Source organism: Streptomyces sp. NPDC001832 (genome assembly GCF_040297265.1).
In the GTDB taxonomy this organism is placed as follows: Bacteria; Actinomycetota; Actinomycetes; order Streptomycetales; family Streptomycetaceae; genus Streptomyces.
This window is the reverse complement of sequence record NZ_JBEOYU010000001.1, coordinates 191,820-215,561: the sequence shown is the minus strand read 5'-3', so window position 1 is coordinate 215,561 and position 23,742 is coordinate 191,820. Positions and strand designations below refer to the sequence as shown.

The 23,742-nt window shown below is 68.5% G+C and carries 20 protein-coding genes and 1 tRNA gene; 12 read left to right on the top strand and 9 right to left on the bottom strand.

The genetic code is table 11. The annotated features are described in order from the left end of the window. Positions 1-260 precede the first annotated feature (260 nt). The gene (locus ABT115_RS01010) at positions 261-464 is read left to right on the top strand and encodes a cold-shock protein (protein WP_003969786.1); all 204 of its coding nucleotides are present in this window, start codon (positions 261-263) and stop codon (positions 462-464) included. A 175-nt stretch (positions 465-639) separates the two neighbouring features. Then, the gene (locus tag ABT115_RS01005; RefSeq protein ID WP_351782394.1) at positions 640-2,289 is read left to right on the top strand and encodes a DEAD/DEAH box helicase; all 1,650 of its coding nucleotides are present in this window, start codon (positions 640-642) and stop codon (positions 2,287-2,289) included. A 110-nt stretch (positions 2,290-2,399) separates the two neighbouring features. Here ABT115_RS01005 and ABT115_RS01000 read toward each other — a convergent pair whose 3' ends face one another. From ABT115_RS01000 to ABT115_RS00985, 4 genes are read right to left on the bottom strand one after another with little or no spacing between them, the layout of a single operon-like run. Further along, complete coding sequence (locus ABT115_RS01000) at positions 2,400-3,464, bottom strand: NAD(P)H-dependent flavin oxidoreductase (protein WP_351782391.1); 1,065 nt, start codon at positions 3,462-3,464, stop codon at positions 2,400-2,402. Next, a complete protein-coding gene (locus ABT115_RS00995; protein WP_351782388.1) occupies positions 3,464-4,204 on the bottom strand; it encodes a CoA-transferase subunit beta in 741 nt (246 codons plus the stop codon). The genes ABT115_RS01000 and ABT115_RS00995 overlap by 1 nt, the downstream gene beginning before the upstream one ends. Further along, positions 4,201-5,076, bottom strand: a complete 876-nt coding sequence (locus ABT115_RS00990) for a CoA transferase subunit A (protein WP_351782386.1) — start codon at positions 5,074-5,076, stop codon at positions 4,201-4,203. Before ABT115_RS00990 ends, ABT115_RS00995 begins: the two co-directional genes overlap by 4 nt. Further along, positions 5,073-5,816 carry an enoyl-CoA hydratase family protein gene (locus tag ABT115_RS00985; RefSeq protein WP_351782383.1) on the bottom strand — a complete coding sequence of 248 codons (744 nt, stop codon included), beginning with the start codon at positions 5,814-5,816 and terminating at the stop codon, positions 5,073-5,075. Before ABT115_RS00985 ends, ABT115_RS00990 begins: the two co-directional genes overlap by 4 nt. A gap of 86 nt (positions 5,817-5,902) precedes the next feature. Here ABT115_RS00985 and ABT115_RS00980 point away from each other — a divergent pair, with 86 nt between their 5' ends. Then, positions 5,903-6,856 carry an SDR family oxidoreductase gene (locus tag ABT115_RS00980; protein ID WP_351782381.1) on the top strand — a complete coding sequence of 318 codons (954 nt, stop codon included), beginning with the start codon at positions 5,903-5,905 and terminating at the stop codon, positions 6,854-6,856. 59 nt (positions 6,857-6,915) lie between these two features. Here ABT115_RS00980 and ABT115_RS00975 read toward each other — a convergent pair whose 3' ends face one another. After that, positions 6,916-7,950, bottom strand: coding sequence for a hypothetical protein (locus ABT115_RS00975; protein WP_351782378.1), 1,035 nt, complete (start codon positions 7,948-7,950; stop codon positions 6,916-6,918). Between the two features lie 152 nt (positions 7,951-8,102). Between ABT115_RS00975 and ABT115_RS00970 the strand changes: the two genes are divergently transcribed. Beyond that, positions 8,103-8,879: a S1 family peptidase gene (locus ABT115_RS00970; RefSeq protein WP_351782376.1), complete on the top strand. Its 777-nt coding sequence runs from the start codon at positions 8,103-8,105 to the stop codon at positions 8,877-8,879. Between the two features lie 29 nt (positions 8,880-8,908). Here ABT115_RS00970 and ABT115_RS00965 read toward each other — a convergent pair whose 3' ends face one another. Further along, on the bottom strand, positions 8,909-10,714 hold the full coding sequence (locus ABT115_RS00965; RefSeq protein ID WP_351782373.1) for a glycoside hydrolase family 35 protein: 1,806 nt from the start codon (positions 10,712-10,714) through the stop codon (positions 8,909-8,911). A gap of 238 nt (positions 10,715-10,952) precedes the next feature. Here ABT115_RS00965 and ABT115_RS00960 point away from each other — a divergent pair, with 238 nt between their 5' ends. From ABT115_RS00960 to ABT115_RS00940, 5 genes are all read left to right on the top strand, one after another. Continuing rightward, on the top strand, positions 10,953-11,894 hold the full coding sequence (locus ABT115_RS00960) for a helix-turn-helix domain-containing protein (RefSeq protein ID WP_351782370.1): 942 nt from the start codon (positions 10,953-10,955) through the stop codon (positions 11,892-11,894). An 11-nt stretch (positions 11,895-11,905) separates the two neighbouring features. Further along, a complete protein-coding gene (locus ABT115_RS00955; protein WP_351782367.1) occupies positions 11,906-12,244 on the top strand; it encodes a chorismate mutase in 339 nt (112 codons plus the stop codon). A 151-nt stretch (positions 12,245-12,395) separates the two neighbouring features. Next, positions 12,396-14,897, top strand: a complete 2,502-nt coding sequence (gene pepN / locus ABT115_RS00950; RefSeq protein WP_351782365.1) for an aminopeptidase N — start codon at positions 12,396-12,398, stop codon at positions 14,895-14,897. 402 nt (positions 14,898-15,299) lie between these two features. Then, complete coding sequence (locus ABT115_RS00945; protein WP_351782362.1) at positions 15,300-16,697, top strand: pyridoxal phosphate-dependent decarboxylase family protein; 1,398 nt, start codon at positions 15,300-15,302, stop codon at positions 16,695-16,697. Further along, positions 16,694-18,109, top strand: coding sequence for a lysine N(6)-hydroxylase/L-ornithine N(5)-oxygenase family protein (locus tag ABT115_RS00940; protein WP_351782359.1), 1,416 nt, complete (start codon positions 16,694-16,696; stop codon positions 18,107-18,109). The genes ABT115_RS00945 and ABT115_RS00940 overlap by 4 nt, the downstream gene beginning before the upstream one ends. Positions 18,110-18,195: 86 nt before the next feature. On the opposite strand, the gene ABT115_RS00935 is transcribed toward ABT115_RS00940, so the two are convergent. After that, on the bottom strand, positions 18,196-20,001 hold the full coding sequence (locus tag ABT115_RS00935) for a bifunctional metallophosphatase/5'-nucleotidase (RefSeq protein ID WP_351782356.1): 1,806 nt from the start codon (positions 19,999-20,001) through the stop codon (positions 18,196-18,198). A gap of 95 nt (positions 20,002-20,096) precedes the next feature. Here ABT115_RS00935 and ABT115_RS00930 point away from each other — a divergent pair, with 95 nt between their 5' ends. After that, positions 20,097-20,405, top strand: coding sequence for a hypothetical protein (locus ABT115_RS00930; RefSeq protein ID WP_351782353.1), 309 nt, complete (start codon positions 20,097-20,099; stop codon positions 20,403-20,405). A 125-nt stretch (positions 20,406-20,530) separates the two neighbouring features. Further along, positions 20,531-21,964 carry a pyruvate kinase gene (gene pyk, locus ABT115_RS00925; RefSeq protein WP_351782350.1) on the top strand — a complete coding sequence of 478 codons (1,434 nt, stop codon included), beginning with the start codon at positions 20,531-20,533 and terminating at the stop codon, positions 21,962-21,964. Between the two features lie 8 nt (positions 21,965-21,972). Here pyk and ABT115_RS00920 read toward each other — a convergent pair whose 3' ends face one another. Together ABT115_RS00920 and ABT115_RS00915 are read right to left on the bottom strand one after the other, a co-directional pair. Further along, complete coding sequence (locus tag ABT115_RS00920; protein ID WP_351782348.1) at positions 21,973-22,749, bottom strand: transcriptional regulator; 777 nt, start codon at positions 22,747-22,749, stop codon at positions 21,973-21,975. 109 nt (positions 22,750-22,858) lie between these two features. Further along, positions 22,859-22,933: transfer RNA gene (locus ABT115_RS00915), tRNA-Leu, on the bottom strand. Between the two features lie 95 nt (positions 22,934-23,028). Between ABT115_RS00915 and ABT115_RS00910 the strand changes: the two genes are divergently transcribed. Further along, complete coding sequence (locus tag ABT115_RS00910; RefSeq protein ID WP_351782345.1) at positions 23,029-23,691, top strand: ANTAR domain-containing response regulator; 663 nt, start codon at positions 23,029-23,031, stop codon at positions 23,689-23,691. Positions 23,692-23,742: the final 51 nt, after the last annotated feature.

Sequence of the window (23,742 nt, the reverse complement as noted above, 5' to 3'; positions counted from 1 at the left end):
CGCTGAAGGCCAGTTGCCCCAAGGGCCCGGGCAGAAGAATCCGTCGGCCGGCGGCGTGGCGTGCTCCACCGCCGGTCGGCAGAACGTGCTACGGTTGCCCAGTTGCAGTTTTGGTACCCATGAACATTATGTGCGCCTGACGGGAATGCTTCCTCAGGCGCATTATTGTTTTCCGGCTTTCTCCGGATGGGGCTCAATGCGGCGACTTGGAATCCGTAAAGTGCGGATTTCCGGCACTGCACCTCTTTTAGGAGAATGACATGGCTACTGGAACCGTGAAGTGGTTCAACTCGGAAAAGGGCTTCGGCTTCATCGAGCAGGACGGCGGCGGCGCCGACGTCTTCGCCCACTACTCCAACATCGCCACCTCGGGCTTCCGTGAGCTCCAGGAGGGCCAGAAGGTCTCCTTCGACGTCACGCAGGGTCAGAAGGGCCCGCAGGCGGAGAACATCGTCCCGGCCTGATCGCCGGACGCGTACCTCGCAGCCGGGGCCCGCACCGTGAAGGTGCGGGTCCCGGCTTGTGCTGTCCCGGGGACATGACGAAGCAGCGCGCCGCCCCACAGTGCCCCAGCAAGTCCCACGCAGTTCCCAGGAATCCCAAGCAATCCTCAGGAATCCCCCAGGAGGGCAATTCCGTATGACCCGCTCCGAACGCCAGGACCGAACCGCCCGCAACCGCCCGTCGAGGGGGCGCGGCACGGCCCCGGCAAAGGCAACCGCCAAGGGTTCCGGCAAGGGATCCGGCAAGGCGTCGCCCCGTCGCAGGGCCACGCCGCCCCAGGGCGAATTCGCCCTGCCCGAAACCATGACCCCCGCACTGCCCGCAGTCGAGGCGTTCGCCGAGCTGGACATGCCCGCCGCCCTGCTGAAGACCCTTGCCGCACAGGGCGTCACCGATCCGTTCCCGATCCAGGGCGCCACCCTGCCGAACTCGCTCGCCGGCCGGGACATCCTCGGCCGCGGCCGCACCGGCTCCGGCAAGACCCTCGCCTTCGGCCTCGCGCTGCTGGCCCGCACCGGCGGACGGCGCGCCGAGCCGCGCGCCCCGCTCGCACTGGTCCTCGTCCCGACCCGTGAGCTCGCCCAGCAGGTCACCGACGCGCTGACGCCGTATGCGACGTCCGTCCACCTGCGACTGGCCACCGTCGTCGGAGGCATGTCGATCAGCAAGCAGTCCGCCACGCTGCGCCGCGGCGCCGAGGTGCTCGTCGCCACGCCCGGACGGCTGAAGGACCTCATCGAGCGCGGCGACTGCCGCCTCGACCAGGTCGCCATCACCGTCCTCGACGAGGCCGACCAGATGGCCGACATGGGCTTCATGCCGCAGGTCGTCGCCCTGCTCAAGCAGGTCGAGTCGGACGGTCAGCGGATGCTCTTCTCCGCGACGCTCGACAAGAACATCGACCGGCTGGTCAAGATGTTCCTGACCGACCCCGTGGTGCACTCGGTCGACCCGTCCGCGGGCGCGGTCACCACCATGGAGCACCATGTGCTGCACGTGGCCGACGAGACCGACAAGAAGGCCGTCGCCACCAGGATCGCCGCCCGCGACGGCCGGGTGATCATGTTCGTGGACACCAAGCGCGCCGCCGACCGCTTTGCCAAGCGGCTGCTCGCCAGCGGTGTACGGGCCGCCGCCCTGCACGGCGGGCGTTCGCAGCCGCAGCGCAACCGGACGTTGGACCAGTTCAAGAACGGCCAAGTCACCGCGCTCGTCGCGACGAATGTGGCGGCGCGCGGCATCCATGTCGACGACCTCGACCTGGTCGTGAACGTGGATCCGCCGACCGACCACAAGGACTACCTCCACCGCGGCGGGCGCACGGCGCGTGCCGGGGAGTCCGGCAGCGTCGTCACCCTGGTGCTGCCCGAGGAGAAGCGGGAGATGACCCGGCTGATGGCCGATGCGGGCATCGCTCCGCGGACCACCCGGATCAAGTCCAGCGACGAGGAACTCACCCGGATCACCGGCGCCCGTGAGCCGTCCGGCATCGCGATCGTCATCGAGGTCCCGCAGCCGACGCCGCCGAAGCCGCGCACGCGGTCCGGCGGGGCCGCGGCCGGTGGTCCGGGCTTCCGCTCGGGCAGCCGCGGCCGGGGCCGGCGCGGTGGTGCCGGGCAGGGCGGCGGCGGTGAAGGCCGGGGTTCGGGGGGTTCCTCCGCCCGTGGCGCCGGTTCCGGTGCCGGCCGTGGCAATGGCGCTGCACGCGGTGCCGGGGCCGGGCGTTCCGGGTCCGGGGCGGGACGCGGTGGCGCAGCAGCGGGGCGTGGCCGCAGGGTCGCGTAACGACACGGATGTTGTGCGGTGACCGGATTCGTCCGGTCACCGCCCGTCCTCGATCGCCCGCGGCCGGGCGCCCATTTTGTGAGCTCCTCTTACGCCCCGCTCCCCGCTCCTCAATCGTCGGACGAGCCCAACGCGCCCGATACCGTGCCCAGCGCCGCGCAGGCCTCCTCCATCACCCGCTCCACCAGCTCCGCACAGCTGGGCAGGTCCTCGATCAGGCCCGCCACCTGACCCGATGCCATCACGCCCAGATCCGTGCGGCCGTCGACCATGGACGCCTTCAGCAGCATCGGGGTGTTGGCGGCCAGCAGGACCTGGCTCCAGGACAGGTCCTTGCCGTGTTTCATCGCGAGACCGTCGCGCACCATCCGGGACCAGCCGGTCCCGGAGATCCGCTTGAATCCCGCCGCCCTGCGCACCGCCTGGGCCAATGCCCGGGCCCGGCCCGCGTTCTCCAGCGCGGCGACCATCTCCGTACGCAGCATCCGGTGCGGGAGCCCGTCCACCGCCGTGGTGACCGTGATGTCGTTGACGCCCGCCGCCAGATAGCGGGCCTTCACCGCGTCCGGCACGGTCGAGTCCGACGTCAGCAGGAACCGCGTACCCATCGCGATGCCTGCCGCCCCGTACGCCAGAGCGGCGACCAGGCCCCGGCCGTCGTGGAAGCCTCCCGCCGCGATCACCGGGATGTCGACCGCGTCGACAACCTGGGGCAGCAGCACGGTGGTCGCCACATCACCGGTGTGGCCGCCCCCCTCGCCGCCCTGCACGATCACCGCGTCCGCGCCCCACGCCGCGACCTTCTCGGCATGGCGCCGGGCACCTGTCGACGGGATCACCACCACACCCGCGTCCTTCAGCTCGGCGATGAGCTCCTTCGAAGGGGCCAGCGCGAAGGACGCCACCTTCACGCCCTCGTCGATGATGATCCGTACCCGCTCGCGCGCATCCCCGGCGTCGGCGCGCAGATTGACGCCGAACGGTTCGTCCGTACGGGACTTGACCTCCCGTACCGCTGCCCGCAGCTGCTCCACGGTCATCGTCGCGGAGGCCAGGATGCCGAGCGCGCCGGCGCGGGCCGTTGCGGAGACCAGGCGGGGGCCCGCGACCCAGCCCATGCCGGTCTGGACGATGGGGTGGCGGACGCCGACGAGGTCCGTGAGCGCGGTCCGCATCAGACCCCGACCTCGCGGTTCCGGGTGCCCTTCGGGTCGATGACCTCGCGGATCAGGCCCAGCTCCTCGGCGGTCGGCTCCCGGGTGCACGGGACGTCGTCCGCGATCGTGAGGGCGAAGCCGGTGGCCGCGCGGATCTCGCTGGCGCAGACGCCGGGGTGCAGCGAGGCGAGGCGCATCGAACGGTCCGGGGTCGCGAAGTCGAGGACGCCGAGATCGGTGACGACGCGCGGGATGCGGTGGTAGCGGGTCGCCGACGGACCGGCCGCCGCGGCGTTGTCGTAACCGACCCCGCAGATCATGTCGACGCGCTCGACGAAGACCCGGGTGGAGTGCCTGGGAACCCAGTAACTGACCGGGTTGTTCAGGGTGTTGACCGGGGCGCCGCGCACGCCCAGGAGCTGGCGGGCGGGCTGTTCCCAGTCGCCGATGCAGGAGATGTTCTGGTTGCCGAACCGGTCGATCTGGCTCGCCCCCATCATCACGTGACGCCTGCCGCCCGTGACCATGGTGAGGTGTTGACGGTACGGCAGCCAGCCCTCCGTCGTGCCGTCCGGGGCGACGATCAGCGCCTCGCCGTCGGTGAGCAGCAGATCGGGTGAGAAGGTGCGCTTGGCGAGCCGGGCGCCGATGGACGGGATGAGCCCCATCGGGCTGGCGAGCACCTCCCCGTTGTCGCGCCAGGCATCGGCGCAGGCGATCACGCAGTACTCGGCCCGGGACACGCTCTGGGCGCTCATTTCTGCTCCTCGTGCCAGGTCTGGACGGCCAACTGGTAGCTCTTCTCGTCGCCCTGTGCGGGCAGGAAGCGGTCGCTGAAGGCCGCCCACGCGTCGGGTGCGGCGGCCGCGGTGGCGTATGCCTTCTGGAACGCCTCGTCGCGCGGGTAGTCGGGGACGCAGGAGGTGAAGTGCGCACCGTTCGGCGTCTCGACGACGCCGGTGACGGAATGCCGCTTGACGAGGAGGGTCTGCGGGGCGGCGTTGCCGGTCAACTCGGCTGTCTCCACGAGTCGTTCGCAGGAGATGTACGCGGTGTCGGCGGCTTCGCAGAACAGGTCGTCGAAGTACGGGTCGGGGCCGAGGTACTGGCCGTTGCCGAACCGGTCGGCGCGGTTCATGTGGACCAGTGCCGCGTCCATCCGCAGGGCGGGCATCGCGACGAACTCCTCGCCGTCCGCGTACGGCGAAGTGACCGTACGCAGGCCCGGATTGATCCGCATCACGTCCGAACCGATACCGGCTCGGACGGGGAGGAACGGCAGCCGGTTCGCGGCGGCGTGCAGCCCCCACATGAACATGGCCTCGTCGACCTCCATCAGTTCGAACGCGCCGCGCTGGCGGGCCGCCCTGAAGTGGGGCTCGAGCGGGATCGAGTCGAGTGTGGCAAAGGCCGCGACCAGCTTGCGGATCTTGCCGGCGGCGGCGAGCAGGCCGACGTCGGGACCGCCGTACGCGATCACGGTGAGATCGGTGATCGGGGAACGGAGCAGCGCCCGGACCAGTGCCATCGGCTTGCGGCGCGAGCCCCAGCCGCCGATGCCGATCGTCATGCCGCTGCTGAGCCGGGAGACGACCTCGTCGGCCGTCATGGTCTTGTCGGTCACTGTCATGCCTCCTTGCCGAAGGTGTTACGGATGCGGTCGGCGGCCCCGCTGAGGTTGGCCTCGAAGGTGAAGCCCTGCTCGAAGCGGTAGCTGCGGCGGACGTCCACCGGGTCGATGCCGTTGATGGCCGCCTTGGCGAGCCGGACCAGATACCCGTCCTTACCGGCGATCTCGCCCGCCAGTTCCAGTGCCGCGTCGTGGAGTCCGGCGCGCGGGACCACCTTCCAGACCGAACCGTGGGCGTGCAGTTCGGCGGCCGTGGCGGTGCGCGAGGTGTAGTACAGCGCGCGCATCAGGTGCTGTGGCACGAGCCGGGCGAGATGGGTGGCGGCACCGAGCGCGCCCCGGTCCAGCTCGGGCAGGCCGAATGTCGCGTCGTCGCTCGCCACGATCACGTCCGCGTTGCCGACGAGGCCGATGCCGCCGCCGAGGCAGAAGCCGTTCACCGCGGCGACGACCGGGACCTCGCACTCGTACACGGCAGAAAACGCCTCGTAGCAGCCGCGGTTGGCGCCGATCAGGGCGTCATGTCCGGTGTCGCGCTGTATCTCCTTGATGTCGACACCCGCGTTGAATCCACGCCCGGTGGCGGCCAGCACCACACAGCGGACCTCGGGATCACGCCCCGCGGCCCGGAGGGCGTCGGCGAGGTCGTACCACCCCTGCACGGGGAGCGCGTTGACGGGAGGGTAGTCGACCGTGACGAGGCAGATGCCCTTGCCGGGACGTGCGGTGGAGACACCCATGGGCGAATCAGCTACCTTTCCACCAAACATTTGTTAGGTGTGGAAGGTAGCAGCCTGCCCCCGCATCGCCAACAAGGAGATGTGTGATGACCGCAAGCAGTGACGGACACGGCACGGGGCTCTGCGCAGGCCGTGTGGTGATCGTGACGGGTGCCGGGCGCGGGCTGGGCCGCGCCCACGCGCTCGCCTTCGCCGCCGAGGGGGCGAGTGTCGTGGTCAACGATCTCGGCGTCGGCCCCGACGGCGACGGGGGCTCGGCGGGTCCGGCCCGGCAGGTGGTCGACGAGATCGTGGCGGCGGGCGGCGAAGCCGTCGCCCACGGGGGCGACATCGCCACGACGGAGGGAGCGGCATCGCTGGTCACTGCCGCGCTGGAGACCTTCGGACGGCTGGACACTCTGGTCAACAACGCCGGATTCCTGCGCGACCGGATGCTGGTGAATCTGGATGAGGACGACTGGGACGCGGTGATGCGGGTCCATCTGAAGGGCCACTTCCTGCCACTGAAGCATGCGGCCGCGCACTGGCGGGCCGAGGCGAAGGCGGGTCGCACGCCGGTGGCCCGGGTGGTGAACACGAGCTCCGGTGCGGGGCTGCTCGGGAGCGTCGGACAGGGCAATTACTCCGCGGCGAAGGCGGGCATCGTGGGCCTGACGCTCGTCGCGGCCGCGGAGATGGGGCGGTACGGGGTCCAGGTCAACGCGATCGCCCCGGCGGCACGGACCCGGATGACCGAGCAGACGTTCGCTCAGACGATGGCGGTGCCGGGGGAGGGGGAGTTCGACGCGATGGCCCCCCAGAACGTGTCCCCGCTGGTGGTGTGGCTCGGCTCGGCCGCGAGCGACGGGGTGACCGGGCGGGTCTTCGAGGCGGAGGGCGGCCGGATCACGGTCATGGAGGGCTGGCGCCCCGGCCCGACCGCGGACCGGGGGGCGCGGTGGGCGCCGGCGGAGGCGGGGGAAGCGGCACGGAAGCTGCTGGCGGAGGCGGAGCCGGCCCGGCCGGTGTACGGGGCGAAATCCAGCCTCCGGCGAGGCTGACTTTTCATCCCTGGGGGGCGGAGCCGCCGGCTGCCTCAGAGGCCACCCGACAGCCTCTCTCAGGTGCTGCATTCCAGGACCGTCCGGCACATCCCGCACCGGGCCCGTATCCGGCCGCGCACCGGAACGCGGATGCGCTGGTGGCAGGTGGGGCAGGTGAAGGAGACCCGGAGCCCCTGCGGGCCGTTCTCGAAGGCGTACGGGGGGTCGGGGCCCGGGGCCGCCTTCGCGCCCGGATGGTCCTGGGCGTACCGCCGGTCCTTGGCGTAGCGGTGACGGCCCGCCCAGCCGGCCGCCGTGAGGGGCGGCTGCCGGGTCTCCTGGAGGGCCTGAGCGCGCCCCTTCGTGTACGCCGTGTACGCCTGCGGGCTCGTGAACCACGGGGAGGGATCCTCGTCGAAGGCGAACGCCCGCTTGGCGAGGACGTATCCGAACTCCTCCGGGGTGAGATAGCCGAGCTTCTGGCTGGATACGGCGTCCTCGCGGAAGGCGTCCAGCAGCAGCCAGCCCGCGCCCAGGTACGTCGTCGCGGTGTCCGTGAGGATCTCGTTGTCCGTGCCGGGGAACTCCAGGCCGAGGCGGTGCAACAGCACATGCATGATCTCGTGCGAGAGCGCGGCGCCGATGTCCCTGCGATGGGTGCGGAAGCGGTCGTTGAGTTCGATGAAGTACTCGGGCCCCGCGGCGAGCTCGACACCGGCGGCGTGTTCCATCGTCCGGAAGCTGACGATCATGCGGGCGTCCGGCAGATGCAGATGTTGGACCACGGCCCGTGCCACACGCTGGGCGCCGAGGTGCAGATCGTCCTGGTCGCAGAAGGCGGCGTCGGCGGGGGCGAGGCTCGTGGCGTAACCGCGGACACCGTCGTACGACAGCCTTCGGTACAGCGCCGTGATCGCGGACCGGACGGTTTCGAGATGAGGGAAGCCGTGGACGACCGGACTTCCGCCGCCGCGGCGGCCGTGGTCCTGGCTGTTCTCCCGGCTGCTGTCCGTCACGTCCGGCCCCCATCGGCGACGCTCGACCGCTTCCACTGTAGCCGCAGCGACGCGAGTGATCTGGCCGAGAAGTGAACTTGCGGGGGTCGTGATCATTTTCCGATAATCCGAATAATGCCTTTGTCGGGGACATGACGAATGGGCTTCGCTGCCCGTGACCAGGACCCCGAGCAAGGGCACGCATCCCCACGTACCACCCCACACAAGAACCCCCCACACAAGAACCCCCCACGAAAGAAGGCAGTCCGTTGAAGCAGCTTCTGCGCGCCGTGAAGAGATGCTCCGTCATGGCCGCCGTGATCCTCGCGGCCATCAGCCTCCAACCCGCCGGAGCGTCCGCGGCCCCCACCCCGGTCGTCGGCGGAACCCGTGCCGCCCAGGGTGAATTCCCGTTCATGGTCCGACTGTCGATGGGCTGCGGCGGCGCTCTCTACGCCAAGAACATCGTCCTCACCGCCGCGCACTGCGTGAACGGCTCCGGCAACAACACCTCCATCACCGCCACCGCGGGCGTCGTCGACCTCCAGTCCTCCAGCGCGATCAAGGTCAAGTCCACCAAGGTCCTGCAGGCCCCCGGCTACACGGGCGTGGGCAAGGACTGGGCGCTGATCAAGCTCGCCAAGCCCATCGACCTGCCGACTCTGAAGACCGCCACCAACACCACGTACAACAACGGCACCTTCACCATCGCCGGCTGGGGCGCCGCCACCGAGGGCGGAAGCCAGCAGCGCTATCTGCTGAAGGCCACCGTGCCGTTCGTCTCCGACGCCGACTGCCAGCGCGCGTACGGCAGCGACCTCGTCCCCGGCGAAGAGATCTGCGCCGGGCTGATCGACACGGGCGGCGTGGACACCTGCCAGGGCGACTCCGGCGGCCCCATGTTCCGAAAGGACAACACCGGCGCCTGGATCCAAGTGGGCATCGTCAGCTGGGGCCAGGGCTGCGCCGAGCCCGGCTACCCGGGCGTGTACAGCGAGGTCTCGACATTCGCCGCCGACATCGCCTCCGCGGCGGCCAAGCTCTGACTCAGCCACCGCAACAGCCAGTGTCTGATTCACACCTCAACATCTCCGGGGGTGCCCGTCCGGACGGGCACCCCCGGGCCCAGCTCCGCATACGGCGCGCCCGCACCCTCCAGCTCCAGCACCCACACCTCATTGACGCGCTCCCGCAACACCGGCCCCGGCACGTACAGCGTCCGCTGCGGACCCGCCGACCAGTAGCGCCCCAGGCAGAAGCCGTTCACCCACACGAACCCGCGTGTCCAGCCCGGCAGCACGATCCCCGCATGCCCGGTCCCGTCCACCCCCGCGACGTCGAACGTCCCCCGGAACAGCCCGGTGCGCCCGGCCCCCTCGACGCTACCGAAGGCCACCTTGGCCACCGCGTCCGGCTCCTCGAATGCCTCCAGCCGCAGCGCCCGTGCCCGTACACCGTGCAGGAACTGACGCTCATGCAGCAGCCCGCCCGTGATCCCCTTGGGCTCACCGAGCCGCGGCCCGTAATTGACGCGGCCCAGCGACTCCACCCACAGCTCGACCTCCGCAGGCCCGGCCACCGGCTCGTTCAGCGTGCCGTTCTCGTCGCTCAGCACACCCTCCCGGACACCGTTCACGTACACCACGGCCCGGTCCCGTAGCCCCGCCACACCCAAGGCATACGGACGACGAGGACCCGGAACACCAACCTGATAACGCACCAGACCCCGGTCGACACCCAGCTCCTCGAAGGTCGGCGGAACGCCTGAAGGCGCCGATTCCTCGTCACCCAGTGCCTCCAGCACGGCGGTCAGCGAAGCCCAGTCGGTCAGCTCCGCCCGTACCGGCGCGGCCAGACCGGCAGGCTCGGACGGGAGCTCCGGAAGCGGCCCGTCCGCGTACTCGGCAAGCACCTTGCGGAACTGCCAGAACTTCTCCGTGGGACGGCCGTACTCGTCGATCGGCGCGTCGTAGTCGTACGACGTCACCGTCGGCAGAAAATCCTGGTCCTGCAGCGGACCGGACCGGTTGGCACCCGCCCACCCGGCGAAGTTCGTCCCCCCGTGCGCCATATAGATGTTCACCGAGGCCCCGCACTCCAAGATCTCCCGCAAAGCGTCGGCGGCCCGCGCCGGATCCCGTACGACCGGCTCGGCACCCCAGTGCCCGAACCACCCGCACCAGAACTCCATACACATCAGCGGCCCCTTCGGCTGATGGCGGCGCAGCACCTCGAACGCCCCTGGTGCACCCGACCCGAAGTTCACCGTGGCGAGCAGCCCCGGCACGGAGCCGCCGGAGAGCATGTGGTCCTCCGGCCCGTCGGAAGTGAACAGCGGCACGGTCAGCCCGCGCTCCCGCAGCATCCCGGCCACCCGCCGCAGATAGACCCGATCCGTGCCGTAGCTCCCGTACTCGTTCTCCACCTGGACCATGATCACCGGGCCGCCGCGTCCGATCTGCCGCTGCACCACCTGCGGCAGCAGCACCGTGAACCACCGCTCCACAGCACCCAGGTACCCCTCGTCACGCGTCCGCACCCGCCGCCCGAACCGCCCCGTCACCCAGGCCGGCAGGCCGCCGTTGTCCCACTCGGCACAGATATACGGTCCCGGACGGACGATCGCCCACAGCCCGGCCCGCTGCGCCGCGTCCAGGAACCGCCCCAGCACCGCCACGTCCCGGAAGCGGCCGGGCTGCGGCTCATGGAGATTCCACGGCACATACGTCTCGACACAGTTGAGACCCATGGCGCGCAGCATCGAAAGCCGGTGGTCCCACTGAGCCTCGTGGACCCGGAAGTAGTGCAGGGCCCCCGACAGCAGCCGTACGGGCTTCCCGTCGAGCCGGAAGTGGTCGTCCCCCACGGTGAAGTCAGCCATCGTGCTCGTACTCTCCTGTGCGTGCGGTCCCCCGGGGGCGCGCCCCGGGGCGCACGGACGCCACGCACCACGGCGGGCGAACCCGGGAGGAATGTTGCGATCAACCTTCGCCCCCTGGCGTGCGGCCGGTCCATGGACAAAGATCACTGCTGTTTGGACACAATTCTTCGGACGCGAAATATTCGGGCGCGAAATGTCGGACCAACACAAAGAAAGAACGGGGGAGAAAGGAAGGCCGATGTACCACACCTGGATGCGCTTCTTCACTCCCAGCCCACTCCACCACCGGCTGGGCCTCGTCTGCCTGGGCGTAGGGCTGCAGCACGGAGCCCTGCCGACAGTCGGCCCGCGCACCCTGGACCACCACGTGGCCGTCGTCATCAAATCCGGCAGCGGCTGGTTCACCGGCTTGGACGGCCGCCGGGTGCCCGTCGTCGCACCCAGCCTGATCTGGCTGACCCCCGGCACCCCGCACCACTACGGCGCCGATCCGGGCACCGGCTGGGACGAGAGCTTCGTCGACTTCACAGGCCCCGCCACCACCACATACACCGAGCTCGGCTACATCGAGCCCGACCGCCCGCTCGTCCCGCTCGCCGACACGGCGGGCGCCCGCGCAGCGGTGGGACGGATGGTACGGGCGGCACGGTGCGGCAACCCGCTGCTGGAGGTCGAGACCGGCGCCGCCGTCCATGAACTCCTCGTCGCCCTGCGCCGGGACCGCGCCGACACCGGCCCCGCCGGCGACCCGGTTCTGCAGTCCCTCGCCCGCGACGCCTTCCAGCCGCTCACCGTCGCCGAGCACGCGGCCCGGCACGGCATGACACCCGCCGAACTGCGCACGGCGGTACGGCGGGGCGCGGGCTGCAGCCCGAAGGACTACCTCCTCGGCATCCGGCTCGGCCGCGCCAAGGAGCTCCTCGCCGCCACCGACCTGCCGGTCGCCGCGGTCGCCCGACGCGTGGGCTACGACGACCCGGCATACTTCTCCCGCCTCTTCGCCCGCCGGGTCGGCACCGCCCCCGTCCGGTTCCGCGATCAGCAGGGCCGCACCGTCCCCGGCGGCTGGAGCGACCAGGTCCCGGACCCGGAAAACCCACCGACGATCACCCCTCCGGGACAGCCCTTAGCGACCTCCCACAGCAGGGAGCCCACTCACTATCGCGGGGGGAGGCCGTAAGCTCGCTGACCATGACCACGAGGGACATCGACGAGTCCGCGAGCACGGAACTGAACCGGCTGCGCGAAAGCATCGACAACATCGACGCCGCTGTCGTCCACATGCTCGCCGAGCGCTTCAAATGCACCCAGCAGGTCGGCCACCTCAAGGCCGCCCACCAACTCCCCCCGGCCGACCCGGCCCGCGAGAGCCGACAGATCGCCCGCCTGAGGCAGCTGGCGGAAAGCGCGCATCTGGATCCGGCCTTCGCGGAGAAACTGCTGAATTTCATCGTCGCGGAAGTCATCCGCCACCACGAGCGGATCGCGGAGGAGTCGGCGACGAACGGCGAGACCGGCGCCGGGTCGTGAACGGGGCAGACCCGGCCCCGCTCCTCCTCCCACTCCCGTCCACCGGCCGGCCCCAGCCCTGAAAGGCCCGCCGACCCTTCCCGCCAGGCCTTCGATCAGCCCTGGGAGAACCCGCCTGCGCCCCGCCCACCCCGTACGGCAGCATGGGTTCATGTCCGTACTGACGCGCGACGAAGCGCAGACCCGAGCCCAGTTCCTCGACGTACACCGGTACACGATCGACCTCGATCTGACCGCAGGGGAGGAAACCTTCGACTCCCACACCATCATCCAGTTCACCGCAGCCGCGGCCGGAGACACGTTCGTCGAACTCAAGCCGGCCACCCTGCGCTCGATCAGCCTCGACGGACAGCCCCTCGACCCCGCCGACCTCACCGAGAACCGCTTCCCGCTCACCGCACTCACCGCCGGCGCACACGAACTGCGCATCGACGCCGCCATGCGCTACTCCCGCACCGGCGAAGGCATGCACCGCTTCACCGACCCGACCGACGGCGAAACGTACGTCTACACCCAGCTGTTCATGGAAGACGTCCAGCGCGTCTTCGCCGCGTTCGACCAGCCCGACCTCAAATCCGTCTTCGAGCTCACCGTCACCGCCCCCGAAAGCTGGACCGTCCTCGGCAACGGCATCGCCGAGCACCAGCGCGACGGCCGGTGGACCCTGGCAGCCACCCCGCTGATCTCCACCTACCTCGTCGCCGTCGCCGCAGGCCCCTGGCACTCCGTGACCACCGAACACGCCGGACTGCCCTTCGGCATTCACTGCCGCCGCTCGCTGGCCCCATACCTCGACGCGGACGCCGACGAGATCCTCGACATCACCCGCGCCTGCTTCGACCGCTTCCACGAAAAGTTCGACGAGCCCTACCCCTTCGACTCCTACGACCAGGCATTCGTCCCCGAGTTCAACGCCGGCGCCATGGAAAACCCCGGACTCGTCACCTTCCGCGACGAGTTCGTCTACCGCTCCGCCGTCACCGACACCGAACGCCAGACCCGCGGCATGGTCATCGCCCACGAAATGGCCCACATGTGGTTCGGTGACCTCGTCACCCTCGCCTGGTGGGACGACATCTGGCTCAACGAGTCCTTCGCCGAGTACATGGGCTACCAAACCCTCGCCGAGGCCACCCGCTTCACCGACACCTGGGTCGACTTCGGCGTCGCCCGCAAGGGCTGGGGATACGACGCCGACCAGCGCCCCTCCACCCACCCCGTCGCCCCCGACCCGGCAGCCGTCCCCGACACCGCATCCGCGATGCTCAACTTCGACGGCATCTCCTACGCCAAGGGCGCATCCGCCCTGCGCCAACTCGTCGCCTGGCTCGGCGAGAAGGACTTCCTGGCCGGCATCAACACCCACTTCGCCCGCCACAAGTTCGCCAACGCCACCCTCGCCGACTTCATCGACAACCTCGCATCAGCCACCGACCGCGACGTCCACGCCTGGGCCGACGCCTGGCTGCGCACCACCGGAGTCGACACCCTCACCCCCCAGGTCGAAGAGTCCGACGGCATGTGGCACCTCACCGTCGACCGCGACGGCAGCCGCCCCCACCGCATAGCCATCGGCGCATACGACCACGCACCCGACGCCCACTCCGGCCCCGACCAGCTCGTCCTGCGCGACCGGTTCGAGATCGACGTCCCCCAGAACAACACGGTCAAGACGATGACCGGCCGGCGCCCCGCTCTCATCGTCCTCAACGACGGCGACCTCAGCTACGCCAAGGTCCGCCTCGACACCACATCCTGGGACACCGTCCTACGCGACCTGTCCGGCATCCCCGACGCACTGACCCGCGCCGTCATCTGGAACACCGCACGCGACATGGTCCGCGACGGCGAACTCACCCCCACCACCTACCTCGAAGCAGCCCGCGCACACCTCCCCCACGAAACCGACCTCGCCCTCACCCAAGGCGTACTCGCCTTCGCCGACACCCAGATCGCCGGCCGCTACCTCACCCCCGAGGACCGCCCCGCCGCCCTCGCCACCCTCACCGCCCTGTGCCGCGACCTCATCCGCCGCACCGAGGACGGCCACAACCCCGGCCTGCGCCTCGTCGCCGTACGCCACCTCATCACCGCCGCCACCCAGCCCGACACCATCCAGGACTGGCTCACCAACGGCACCGTCCCCGGCGGACCCGAACTCGACCCCGAACTGCGCTGGCGCATCCTCACCCGCCTCGCCGTCCTCGGCGCCACCGACGAAACCGCCATCGCCGCCGAACTCGAACACGACCCCAGCGCCACCGGACAGGAAGGCGCCGCCCGCTGCCGGGCCGCCCTCCCCACCCCCGAGGCCAAGGCCACCGCCTGGCACACCCTGTTCAACGACGACAACCTCTCCAACTACCTCTTCACCGCCACCGCCCAAGGCTTCTGGCAGCCCGAACAAGCCAACCTCGTACAGGACTACGTGCCCCGCTACTACCCCGAGGCCACCCAGCTCGCCGCCCGCCGCGGCCCCGCCATCGCCGAAGCCACCGGCCGCTACGCCTTCCCCGCGTACGCCATCGACGCCGACAACCTCCACCTCGGCGAACAGGCCCTGAACGACAAGGCCCTCATCCCGGCCCTGCGCCGCAAACTCATCGACCAGATCGACGACCTGCGCCGCGCCTTCGCCGTACGCACTCGCTGACCAGCAGCATTACACCAACTCAGGCCTCCCGCAGTGAGAACGTGACTGCGGGAGGCCAACCAATTTCAACAAATGAAAATTGACGGCGCCGCGACAGATACGCAGCCACACTCAAAGCGATACGAGCCATTCGGCCGAGCGTGACGCGAAGCCCCGCAAACGGCTGGGTGCCCCAGCAAGAAGCCTTGAACCAACCGGCAGAACAGTGCCCATGCCCCCGCAAGCCCCCGACCACCAGGACCTCCCCGCCCGCTACCAGCAGCAGACAACTGAACCATCCTTCTCAGCACATCCGTACCACTTTCGAGTTGAGAACCTTCCACCCCCCGGGCACATCGCAAGGAGTCCGTACAGGCTGAGGTGACCGCACACCAAGCGCACCCTCAGAAGGACCCCACCACCATGCCCACCCCACCCCTCGCCGGATCAGCCACCGGCCCCGCCGCCCTGCGCCCCCTCATCGACACCGTCCTCACCGCACTCCACGACGGCACCCACCGACGCGACGGCCCCCTCCCCGCAGGAGGACCCGACGCCGTCACCCCCCGAATGCGCACCGCCACCCACCCCGTCATCCCCCACCACGGCACCGGCCCCCACGACGCACTGCACACCCTCGTCAGCGCACTCGCCGAAGGCACCGCAGACCCCGCACACCCGCTCTGCGCCGCCCACCTCCACACCCCGCCCCTCGCCCTCGCCGCCGCCGCGGACCTCGCCGCCTCCGCCCTCAACCCCTCCATGGACTCCTGGGACCAGGCCCCCGCAGCCTCCACCCTCGAAGCCGACATCACCACCGCACTCGCCACCGAGATCTACCCCCACCAGCCCTCACCCGACGCACTCGTCACCACCGGCGGCACCGAAGCCAACCAACTCGCCATACTCCTCGCCCGCGAACGCAACGGCCCCGTACAAACCATCTGCGCCACCAACGCCCACCACAGCATCAGCCGCGCCGCCTGGCTCCTCGGACTCCCCGAACCCGTCGTCATCCCCGCCCCCACAGGAGTCATGGACCTCGCCGCACTCCACGAAGCCCTCACCCAACTCCACCGCCCCCTCCTCGTCACCGCCACCGCAGGCACCACCGACACCGGCCAGATCGACCCACTCGCCGACATCGCCGACCTCTGCACCACCCACGGCGCCGAACTCCACATCGACGCCGCCTACGGCGGACCCCTCCTCTTCAGCCCCACCCACCGAGGCAAGATCCACGGCCTCGACCGCGCCCACAGCATCACCCTCGACCTGCACAAACTCGGCTGGCAACCCGCACCCGCAGGCATCCTCGCCGTCCCCGACCGCACCCACCTCCACACACTCCACCACCACGCCCCCTACCTCAACGCCGACGACGACACCCAAGCCGGCCTCCCCGACCTCCTCGGCCGCTCCCTGCGCACCACCCGCCGCCCCGACGCCCTCAAAATCGCCGTCACCCTCAAGGCCCTCGGCCGCACCGGACTCGCCGACCTCATCGACCGCACCATCGCCACCGCCCACCACCTCGCCGACCTCATCGCCCAAACCCCCACCCTCGACCTCTACGACCGCCCCACCATCAGCACCGTCCTCTTCCGCCCCACCAACACCGACGACAACACCGTCGCCACCATCCGCCGCACCCTCCTCACCCGAGGCCACGCCGTACTCGGCCGCGCCCACACAGACAACCGCCTCTGGCTCAAAGCCACCCTCCTCAACCCCCACACCACCCCCGACGACCTCCGCACACTCCTCGACCTCGTCAACCACCTCGCCAACGACCTCGCGGAAGGCAACACCCCCCGATGACCCACCTGCCCACCCCCGAGACCGACCAGCCACACGACCTCCTCGGCATCGGCATCGGCCCCTTCAACCTCTCCCTCGCCGCACTCGCCCACGCCATCCCGGGCAACCCCCACCCCCTCGCCACCGCCTTCTACGAACAACGCCCCGCCTTCCACTGGCACCCCGGCCTCCTCATCGACGGAGCCAGCCTCCAAGTCCCCTTCCTCGCCGACCTCGTCACCCTCGCCGACCCCACCAGCCCCTGGACCTTCCTCAACTACCTACGCAACCGCGACCGGCTCTTCCCCTTCTACTTCGCCGAACGCTTCCACATCCAACGCGCCGAATACGACGCCTACTGCCGCTGGGTGAGCAACCAACTCCCCGGCCTCCACTTCAGCCACCAAGTCGACGCCGTCCGCTGGAACAACGAACGAGACCTCTTCGAAGTCGACTTCACCCAACTCGACACCGACGGCGAAGCCCAAGCACTCGGCCGCACACACACCCGCCACATCGCCCTCGGCATCGGCACCGAGCCCTACATCCCCGAACCCCTCAAACCCCTCGCCGAAGCCGAAACCATCCCCGTCATCCACTCCGCCGACTACCTCCACCACCGAAAAACACTCCTCAACGCCGAACACATCACCGTCATCGGATCCGGACAATCAGGCGCCGAAATCTTCCTCGACCTCCTCCGCGCCCGCCCCGCAGGTCACGAAAAACTCCACTGGCTCGCCCGCACCCAGGCCTTCGCACCCATGGAGTACTCCAAACTCGGCCTCGAACACTTCACCCCCGACTACAGCCGCTACTTCCACGCCCTCCCCGAATCCGTACGCGACGAACTCGTCCCCCACCAATGGCAACTCCACAAAGGCATCGACACCGACACCATCGCCGCCATCCACGACGAGCTCTACCGCCGCACCCTCCACGGCGGCTGGCCCGACACCACCCTCACACCCGGAGTCTCCGTAAGCACCGGACGCGTCGCCAACACCCGCATCGAACTCCACCTCGAACACACCCAGCAGAACACCCGCTCCCGCCTCACCACCGACGCCGTCATCCTCGCCACCGGCTACCGCGAACGCCCCCTCGACCACATCCTCACCGGCCTCAACCCCTACATGCGACGCGACGCCTCCACCCGCCCCCGCATCGACAACCAATTCCGCCTCGTCCTCGACCCCGCCATCACCGGCAACGTCTACGTACAGAACGCCGAACGCCACACCCACGGCGTCGGCGCCCCCGACCTCGGACTCGCCGCCTGGCGCAGCGCCACCATCCTCAACAACCTCACCGGCACCAACACCTACCACCTCCCCGAACGCACCGCCTTCACCACCTTCGGCCTCACCCCCCAACACACACCCATCCCCACCCAGAACCCCGACCGCATCCCCCTCACCCAAAGCAACTGACACCCACCCCCCCCCCACAGACAGACAACGGCCGCCCCCTCCGCAAGAAGAGGACGGCCACCGACCCACACCCCAAGGGCGAACGCCTAGAACACCGGCGCACCCTCCCGCGTCAAACGCCAGTCCACCGAAGCGAACTCCGCACCGTCCACCGAACCCTTCGCCTGCACCCACGCAATGATCGTGTTACGAATCTCCTCCGAATTCGCCCACAACTGCTTCGCACCCGCCACATGCGGGAAATTACCCCCACCACTCGCCCGATAGTTGTTCACCGCCAGCACGAACTGCGCCGCCGGATCGACCGGCTTCCCCCCGAACGACAGATTCACAATCCGCGAACCAACCGGCTTCGCAATGTCGATCTCATACGTCAGACCCGACACCGCGTCGTAGTTGTAGTCCGGAATGTTGTCCGCGTTCGTCAACTTCGCCGTATCCACCGGAGCACCCGCCGCCGTCTGCACGTAGTACCGGGCAGAAAACTCCAGATAATCCTCGATCTGCGCCCCGGTCAGCAGCCGCGCCTCAAGGGTGTTCTCGAACGGGTACAGACCCGCCGCATCCTTGATCGTCACATTCCCCGCCGGGATCTGCGCCGTACGCGAGAAACAAGACGCCTGCGAGAGAACGGGAAGCGCCGCATACGCACCACCCGCCAACGCCGCCTTCACCGTCTCCGCCTGGACGACATTGATCAGATCGATGATCGCCTCATCCTTCCAGGCCGCCTCCGCCGTCGACATCGCCGCCGTGGACGTACCGATGACCTGATTGACGTACCCCACCACCTTCTCGTGCTCATCCATGAGCAACTTCGTGATCTCCGGATCCTCTTCCACGGTGTTGGAGTTCAACACCTGCGAACCCGCCCTCTCCACCACCCAGCGGCCCTTCTCCCACACCAGATCGAAATCGAACAGCGTCAGCCGCTGCCCCCACTTCAACGGCTCCGAAAGCACCACCTTCTTGCCCGTCTGCTTGTTCTCCACGAAATACTCGGGAATCTCCAGATGCGCATGCCCGACCAGAATCGCGTCGATACCCGGAACCTGCTCAGCCACCAGACCCGCCGCATTCTCGACATACGGGACCTGATCACCCCACGACGACGTACCACTGTGGCCCGAGTGCGCCGACACAATCACGACATCCGCACCCATGGAACGCAGCCGCGGCACGAACTTCGCTGCCTGCTCCTCCAGCCCCGGGAACACCATCTTCCCGCTGACATTCGCCTTGTCCCAGATGGCGATACCCGGGTTGGTCAAACCCAGGATCGCGACCTTCACATCCCGACCGTGCGGGGTACGCAGCCTCTTGATGACATACGGGGCGAACGCCGGCCGCAACGTCTTCGCGTCCAGCGCGTTCGCACCCAGCAGCGGAAAGTCGCACTGCTCCTCGAACTTCCGCAGCACCGGGATACCGTAGTTGAACTCGTGATTGCCGAGCGCCGCGGCGTCATAGCCGATCGCGTTCATCGCCTGCGCCATCGGGTGCACCGGGCCGCGCTTCGCCGTGATCGGATCAACCCTGGCGTAGTAGTACGACAACTGGGTGCCCTGGATCGTGTCACCCGCATCGATCAACAGAGTGTTGTGACGGCCCTTCTCCCGGCGCACCTGATCCACCAGCGTGGAGATCTTCGCCAGACCGACGTCATTGTGGGCCTTGTCGTCGAACTCCTTGTCAGTGAAGTAGTCCCAGTTGAAGACATTCCCGTGCAGATCGGTAGTGCCCATCACCGTGAACGAGTACCGCTTCGGCGGACGCCCGTGTCCGCCCCCATGACTGTCGGCGGCGGCAGGAACGGCGGAGCCACCAGCGATCGCCACACCGGCACCGGCAGCCGCCGATGTGCCCAGGAACGTCCTACGGTTCAGCGGCATTTGTTCTCCCACATCTCAGTTCTCGCAGTACACAACGCGCGTAGATGATGACCCAGGAGCCACACCCGGCAACACCCCTTACGGGTTTCGATCTGATGACCACCCGTTGTCGCACCCGGATCCGAGAGTGGACCCATGACCGACACCCCGCCGCCCTACGGCACCCCGACCACCCAGACGCCCTCGGCGCCCACCCCACCACCCTGGCCGAACTCGCCGACCTCGGCGCGGAAAACACCACCCCGACCATAGCCATGCCCGCCCCCCCCGGCGGCATTCGAGGCCGCACGACATACGGCGGCGCAGCCCTCGAACGCACCCCGGCCCTCGACCTCGAACCGCAACGCCAGACGGTCCACGCCCAGGTCAACGTCCGCTTCACCATGTCAGCGCCAAAACTATAAAGAGAACGCTCATCCGAGCACCCCGGCGCACAATTCAAAACTTGTCAATAACCTTTCATCCAAAGGATGTTGAGTAGTCACGCAGCGCCAAACGGCTACCCGCAGGTAAGGTCTAGGCTCAAACCATGCGCCGAGCAAAAATCGTTTGCACCCTGGGCCCCGCCACCGACACATACGACCAGATCCAGGCATTGGTCGAAGCGGGAATGGACATCGCCCGCCTCAACCTCAGCCACGGCACCTACGCCGAACACGAAGAGCGATACCACCACGTACGCAAGGCCTCCGACGAAAGCGGACACAGCGTCGGCATCCTCGTCGACCTTCAAGGCCCGAAGATCCGCCTCGGACGCTTCCGCGATGGCCCCGTACTCCTTGAACGCGGCGACAACTTCACCATCACCGTCGAACCCATGGAAGGCGACCGCCACACCTGCGGCACCACCTACGACGGCCTCGCCACCGACGTCACCACAGGCGAACGCATCCTCGTCGACGACGGCCGCGTCACCCTCGAAGTCACCGAGGTCGACGGCCCCCGCGTCCACACCACCGTCATCGAAGGCGGCATGGTCTCCGACCACAAAGGCCTCAACCTCCCCGGCGTCGCAGTCTCCGTCCCCGCCCTCTCCGACAAGGACATCGAAGACCTCCGCTGGGCCCTGCGCACCGGCGCCGACGTCATCGCCCTCTCCTTCGTACGCAGCGGACGCGACATCGAGGACGTCCACCGCATCATGGACGAGGAAGGCCGCCGCCTCCCCGTCATCGCCAAGATCGAGAAACCCCAGGCCGTCGAGAACATCGACGGCATCGTCGCCGCCTTCGACGGCATCATGGTCGCCCGCGGCGACCTCGGCGTCGAAATGCCCCTGGAACAGGTGCCGATCGTCCAGAAGCGCGCGATCAAACTCGCCAAGCGCAACGCCAAGCCGGTCATCGTCGCCACCCAGATGCTCGACTCGATGATCGACAACTCCCGCCCCACCCGAGCCGAGGCCTCCGACGTCGCCAACGCGGTCATCGACGGCACGGACGCGGTGATGCTCTCCGGCGAGACCAGCGTGGGCAAGTACCCCATTGAGACGGTCCGCACGATGTCCCGCATCGTCGAAGCCGCCGAGGAGGACATCCTCGCCAAGGGCCTCCCGCCCCTGACCGACCGCAACAAGCCCCGCACCCAGGGCGGCGCGGTGGCCCGCGCGGCGGCTGAGATGGGCGACTTCCTGGGCGCCAAGTTCCTGGTCGCCTTCACCCAGAGCGGCGACACGGTCAGGCGCCTCTCCCGCTACCGCTCACCCATCCCGCTCCTGGCCTTCACCCCAGCCCCGGCCACCCGCTCCCAGCTGAACCTCACCTGGGGCGTCGAGACCTTCCTCGGTCCGCAAGTGGACTCGACGGACGCGATGGTGGCCCAGGTCGACGAGGAGCTGCTGAAGATCGGCCGCTGCGAGAAGGGCGACATCGTGGTCATCACGGCCGGCTCCCCGCCGGGAGTCCCGGGCTCGACGAACCTGGTCCGGGTGCACCACATCGGTGAGGACGACAGTCCGAAGTAGGCCGGTCGTCAGTACTTCGGCCCGACGTGGGCGTCCATGAGCGCGACGGACGCCCGTCGGGCGACGGAGATGTTGAACGGATCGCTGCCGCGCGCGAGAGTCGTCCATTCGACTCCGACGGCAGTCAGCGTGTCGCTGAAGAGCTTGCGAATGTCATCCGACTTGTTGGTAAAGAAGTACCGAGGGTATTCGTATCGCTTTCGCTCACCTCCAACGAGACGAGTCGTCCAGTTGATGATCCGGCAGCCGTCCGAGTGGATGAGGCCCCGGATGAACTCCCAAGGGTGTGCATCCACGATGTCCTGCTGCCAAAGGGCGAGAGTGATCTTGCGGTTGTGTTTCTTTCCCGGGCCGTGCTGGGGGAAGAGGCAAGGCCAGTGCTTGCTGGAGCAAGTCACGTACTGGCAGCCCGGACTTGACACCCGGCACACCTTGTTGGCCGGTCGTGTGACCTGTACGGCTTCGACGCAGGCGTTGATGAGGCCCGGCCAGGCGTCGGCGCATGCGATGCGGAGGGAGTACACGCCCCGTTTGTTCGAACTGATGCAGCCGTCGCCGAGGTAGAGGCCGAGCAGATACGCGTATGCGTCGGGAGCATCGGGGGGTCTTGGGGTATCCATGCACCGAGGGCAGTCGGCGCCGCGGTTGTATCCGAGGGGCTCTATTCGCGTCTGCCAGGAACGGATGGCGGCTCGGGAAATTCCGGTTTTTTTGCTTACGGAGTTCTGGCTGAAGCCCTGATCGAGGAGGGCCAGCGCATGCTGACGCGTTTCAAGGTCGTACACGTGGCCGAGCCTGGACGGATCGTTGTGTTCTGGGGCGGAAACGGCACTGCAGTCACACGATCACGTGAATCTGTGCCGTTTCCTCGCGACCTTGGAATCTAAGGAAAAGTGCCCCAGGTGGGATTCGAACCCACACTTTCGGCTGTTTGAGAGCCGCCTCTCTAACCAGTTGGAGTACTGGGGCCTTAGAAAGGGAGGGCTGCAAGCGCCCTGCGTAGTGACACCATACCGTAGCTAGGTAGGCTCGTGGAGAGCCATATGCCCTGAACGAGGAGCCCCGTGACCACCCCCGAGCCGCCCCAGCCCGCAGCCGACGACGACAAGTCGCACGTTCCGCCGCTGACGACCCGCGTCGTCATCGCCGAGGACGAGGCGCTCATCCGTCTCGACCTCAAAGAGATGCTGGAGGAAGAGGGCTACGCGGTCGTGGGCGAGGCGGGCGACGGGCAGAAGGCCGTCGAGCTCGCCCGGGAGCACCGGCCGGACCTGGTCATCCTCGATGTGAAGATGCCGATCCTCGACGGGATCTCCGCCGCGGAGAAGATCGCCGAGGAGTCCATTGCGCCGGTCCTGATGCTCACCGCGTTCTCGCAGCGTGATCTCGTCGAGCGGGCGCGGGACGCGGGGGCGATGGCGTATCTGGTGAAGCCGTTCAGCAAGAGCGACGTGGTGCCGGCCATCGAGATGGCGGTGTCGCGGTTCGCGGAGCTGAAGGCGCTGGAGACCGAGGTCGCCGACCTTGCGCAGCGGCTGGAGACGCGGAAGCTGGTGGATCGGGCGAAGAGCATTCTGCAGACGGATTACGGGCTGTCGGAGCCTGCCGCGTTTCGGTGGATCCAGAAGACGTCGATGGACCGTCGGCTGTCGATGCAGCAGCTTGCTGAGGCGTTGATCGAGGATGCCGAGGAGAAGAAGAGGGCGGCGAAGGACGGCGACCAGTAGGCGCGCGTATCCGAGTAAGGCCCGCAGCCTGGATCGATCGGGGTGCGGGCC

Excerpts from the sequence above, each read along its gene's own strand:
- ABT115_RS00980 (WP_351782381.1), top strand. The coding sequence starts at position 5,903 with ATGACCGCAAGCAGTGACGGACACGGCACGGGGCTCTGCGCAGGCCGT.
- ABT115_RS00990 (WP_351782386.1), bottom strand. The coding sequence starts at position 5,076 with ATGACAGTGACCGACAAGACCATGACGGCCGACGAGGTCGTCTCCCGG.
- pepN (WP_351782365.1), top strand. The coding sequence starts at position 12,396 with ATGTCCGTACTGACGCGCGACGAAGCGCAGACCCGAGCCCAGTTCCTC.
- ABT115_RS01005 (WP_351782394.1), top strand. The coding sequence starts at position 640 with ATGACCCGCTCCGAACGCCAGGACCGAACCGCCCGCAACCGCCCGTCG.
- ABT115_RS00955 (WP_351782367.1), top strand. The coding sequence starts at position 11,906 with ATGACCACGAGGGACATCGACGAGTCCGCGAGCACGGAACTGAACCGG.
- ABT115_RS01010 (WP_003969786.1), top strand. The coding sequence starts at position 261 with ATGGCTACTGGAACCGTGAAGTGGTTCAACTCGGAAAAGGGCTTCGGC.
- ABT115_RS00965 (WP_351782373.1), bottom strand. The coding sequence starts at position 10,714 with ATGGCTGACTTCACCGTGGGGGACGACCACTTCCGGCTCGACGGGAAG.
- ABT115_RS00995 (WP_351782388.1), bottom strand. The coding sequence starts at position 4,204 with ATGAGCGCCCAGAGCGTGTCCCGGGCCGAGTACTGCGTGATCGCCTGC.
- ABT115_RS00930 (WP_351782353.1), top strand. The coding sequence starts at position 20,097 with ATGACCACCCGTTGTCGCACCCGGATCCGAGAGTGGACCCATGACCGA.
- ABT115_RS00935 (WP_351782356.1), bottom strand. The coding sequence starts at position 20,001 with ATGCCGCTGAACCGTAGGACGTTCCTGGGCACATCGGCGGCTGCCGGT.
- ABT115_RS00975 (WP_351782378.1), bottom strand. The coding sequence starts at position 7,950 with ATGATCACGACCCCCGCAAGTTCACTTCTCGGCCAGATCACTCGCGTC.
- pyk (WP_351782350.1), top strand. The coding sequence starts at position 20,531 with ATGCGCCGAGCAAAAATCGTTTGCACCCTGGGCCCCGCCACCGACACA.
- ABT115_RS00940 (WP_351782359.1), top strand. The coding sequence starts at position 16,694 with ATGACCCACCTGCCCACCCCCGAGACCGACCAGCCACACGACCTCCTC.
- ABT115_RS00960 (WP_351782370.1), top strand. The coding sequence starts at position 10,953 with ATGTACCACACCTGGATGCGCTTCTTCACTCCCAGCCCACTCCACCAC.
- ABT115_RS01000 (WP_351782391.1), bottom strand. The coding sequence starts at position 3,464 with ATGCGGACCGCGCTCACGGACCTCGTCGGCGTCCGCCACCCCATCGTC.
- ABT115_RS00985 (WP_351782383.1), bottom strand. The coding sequence starts at position 5,816 with ATGGGTGTCTCCACCGCACGTCCCGGCAAGGGCATCTGCCTCGTCACG.
- ABT115_RS00945 (WP_351782362.1), top strand. The coding sequence starts at position 15,300 with ATGCCCACCCCACCCCTCGCCGGATCAGCCACCGGCCCCGCCGCCCTG.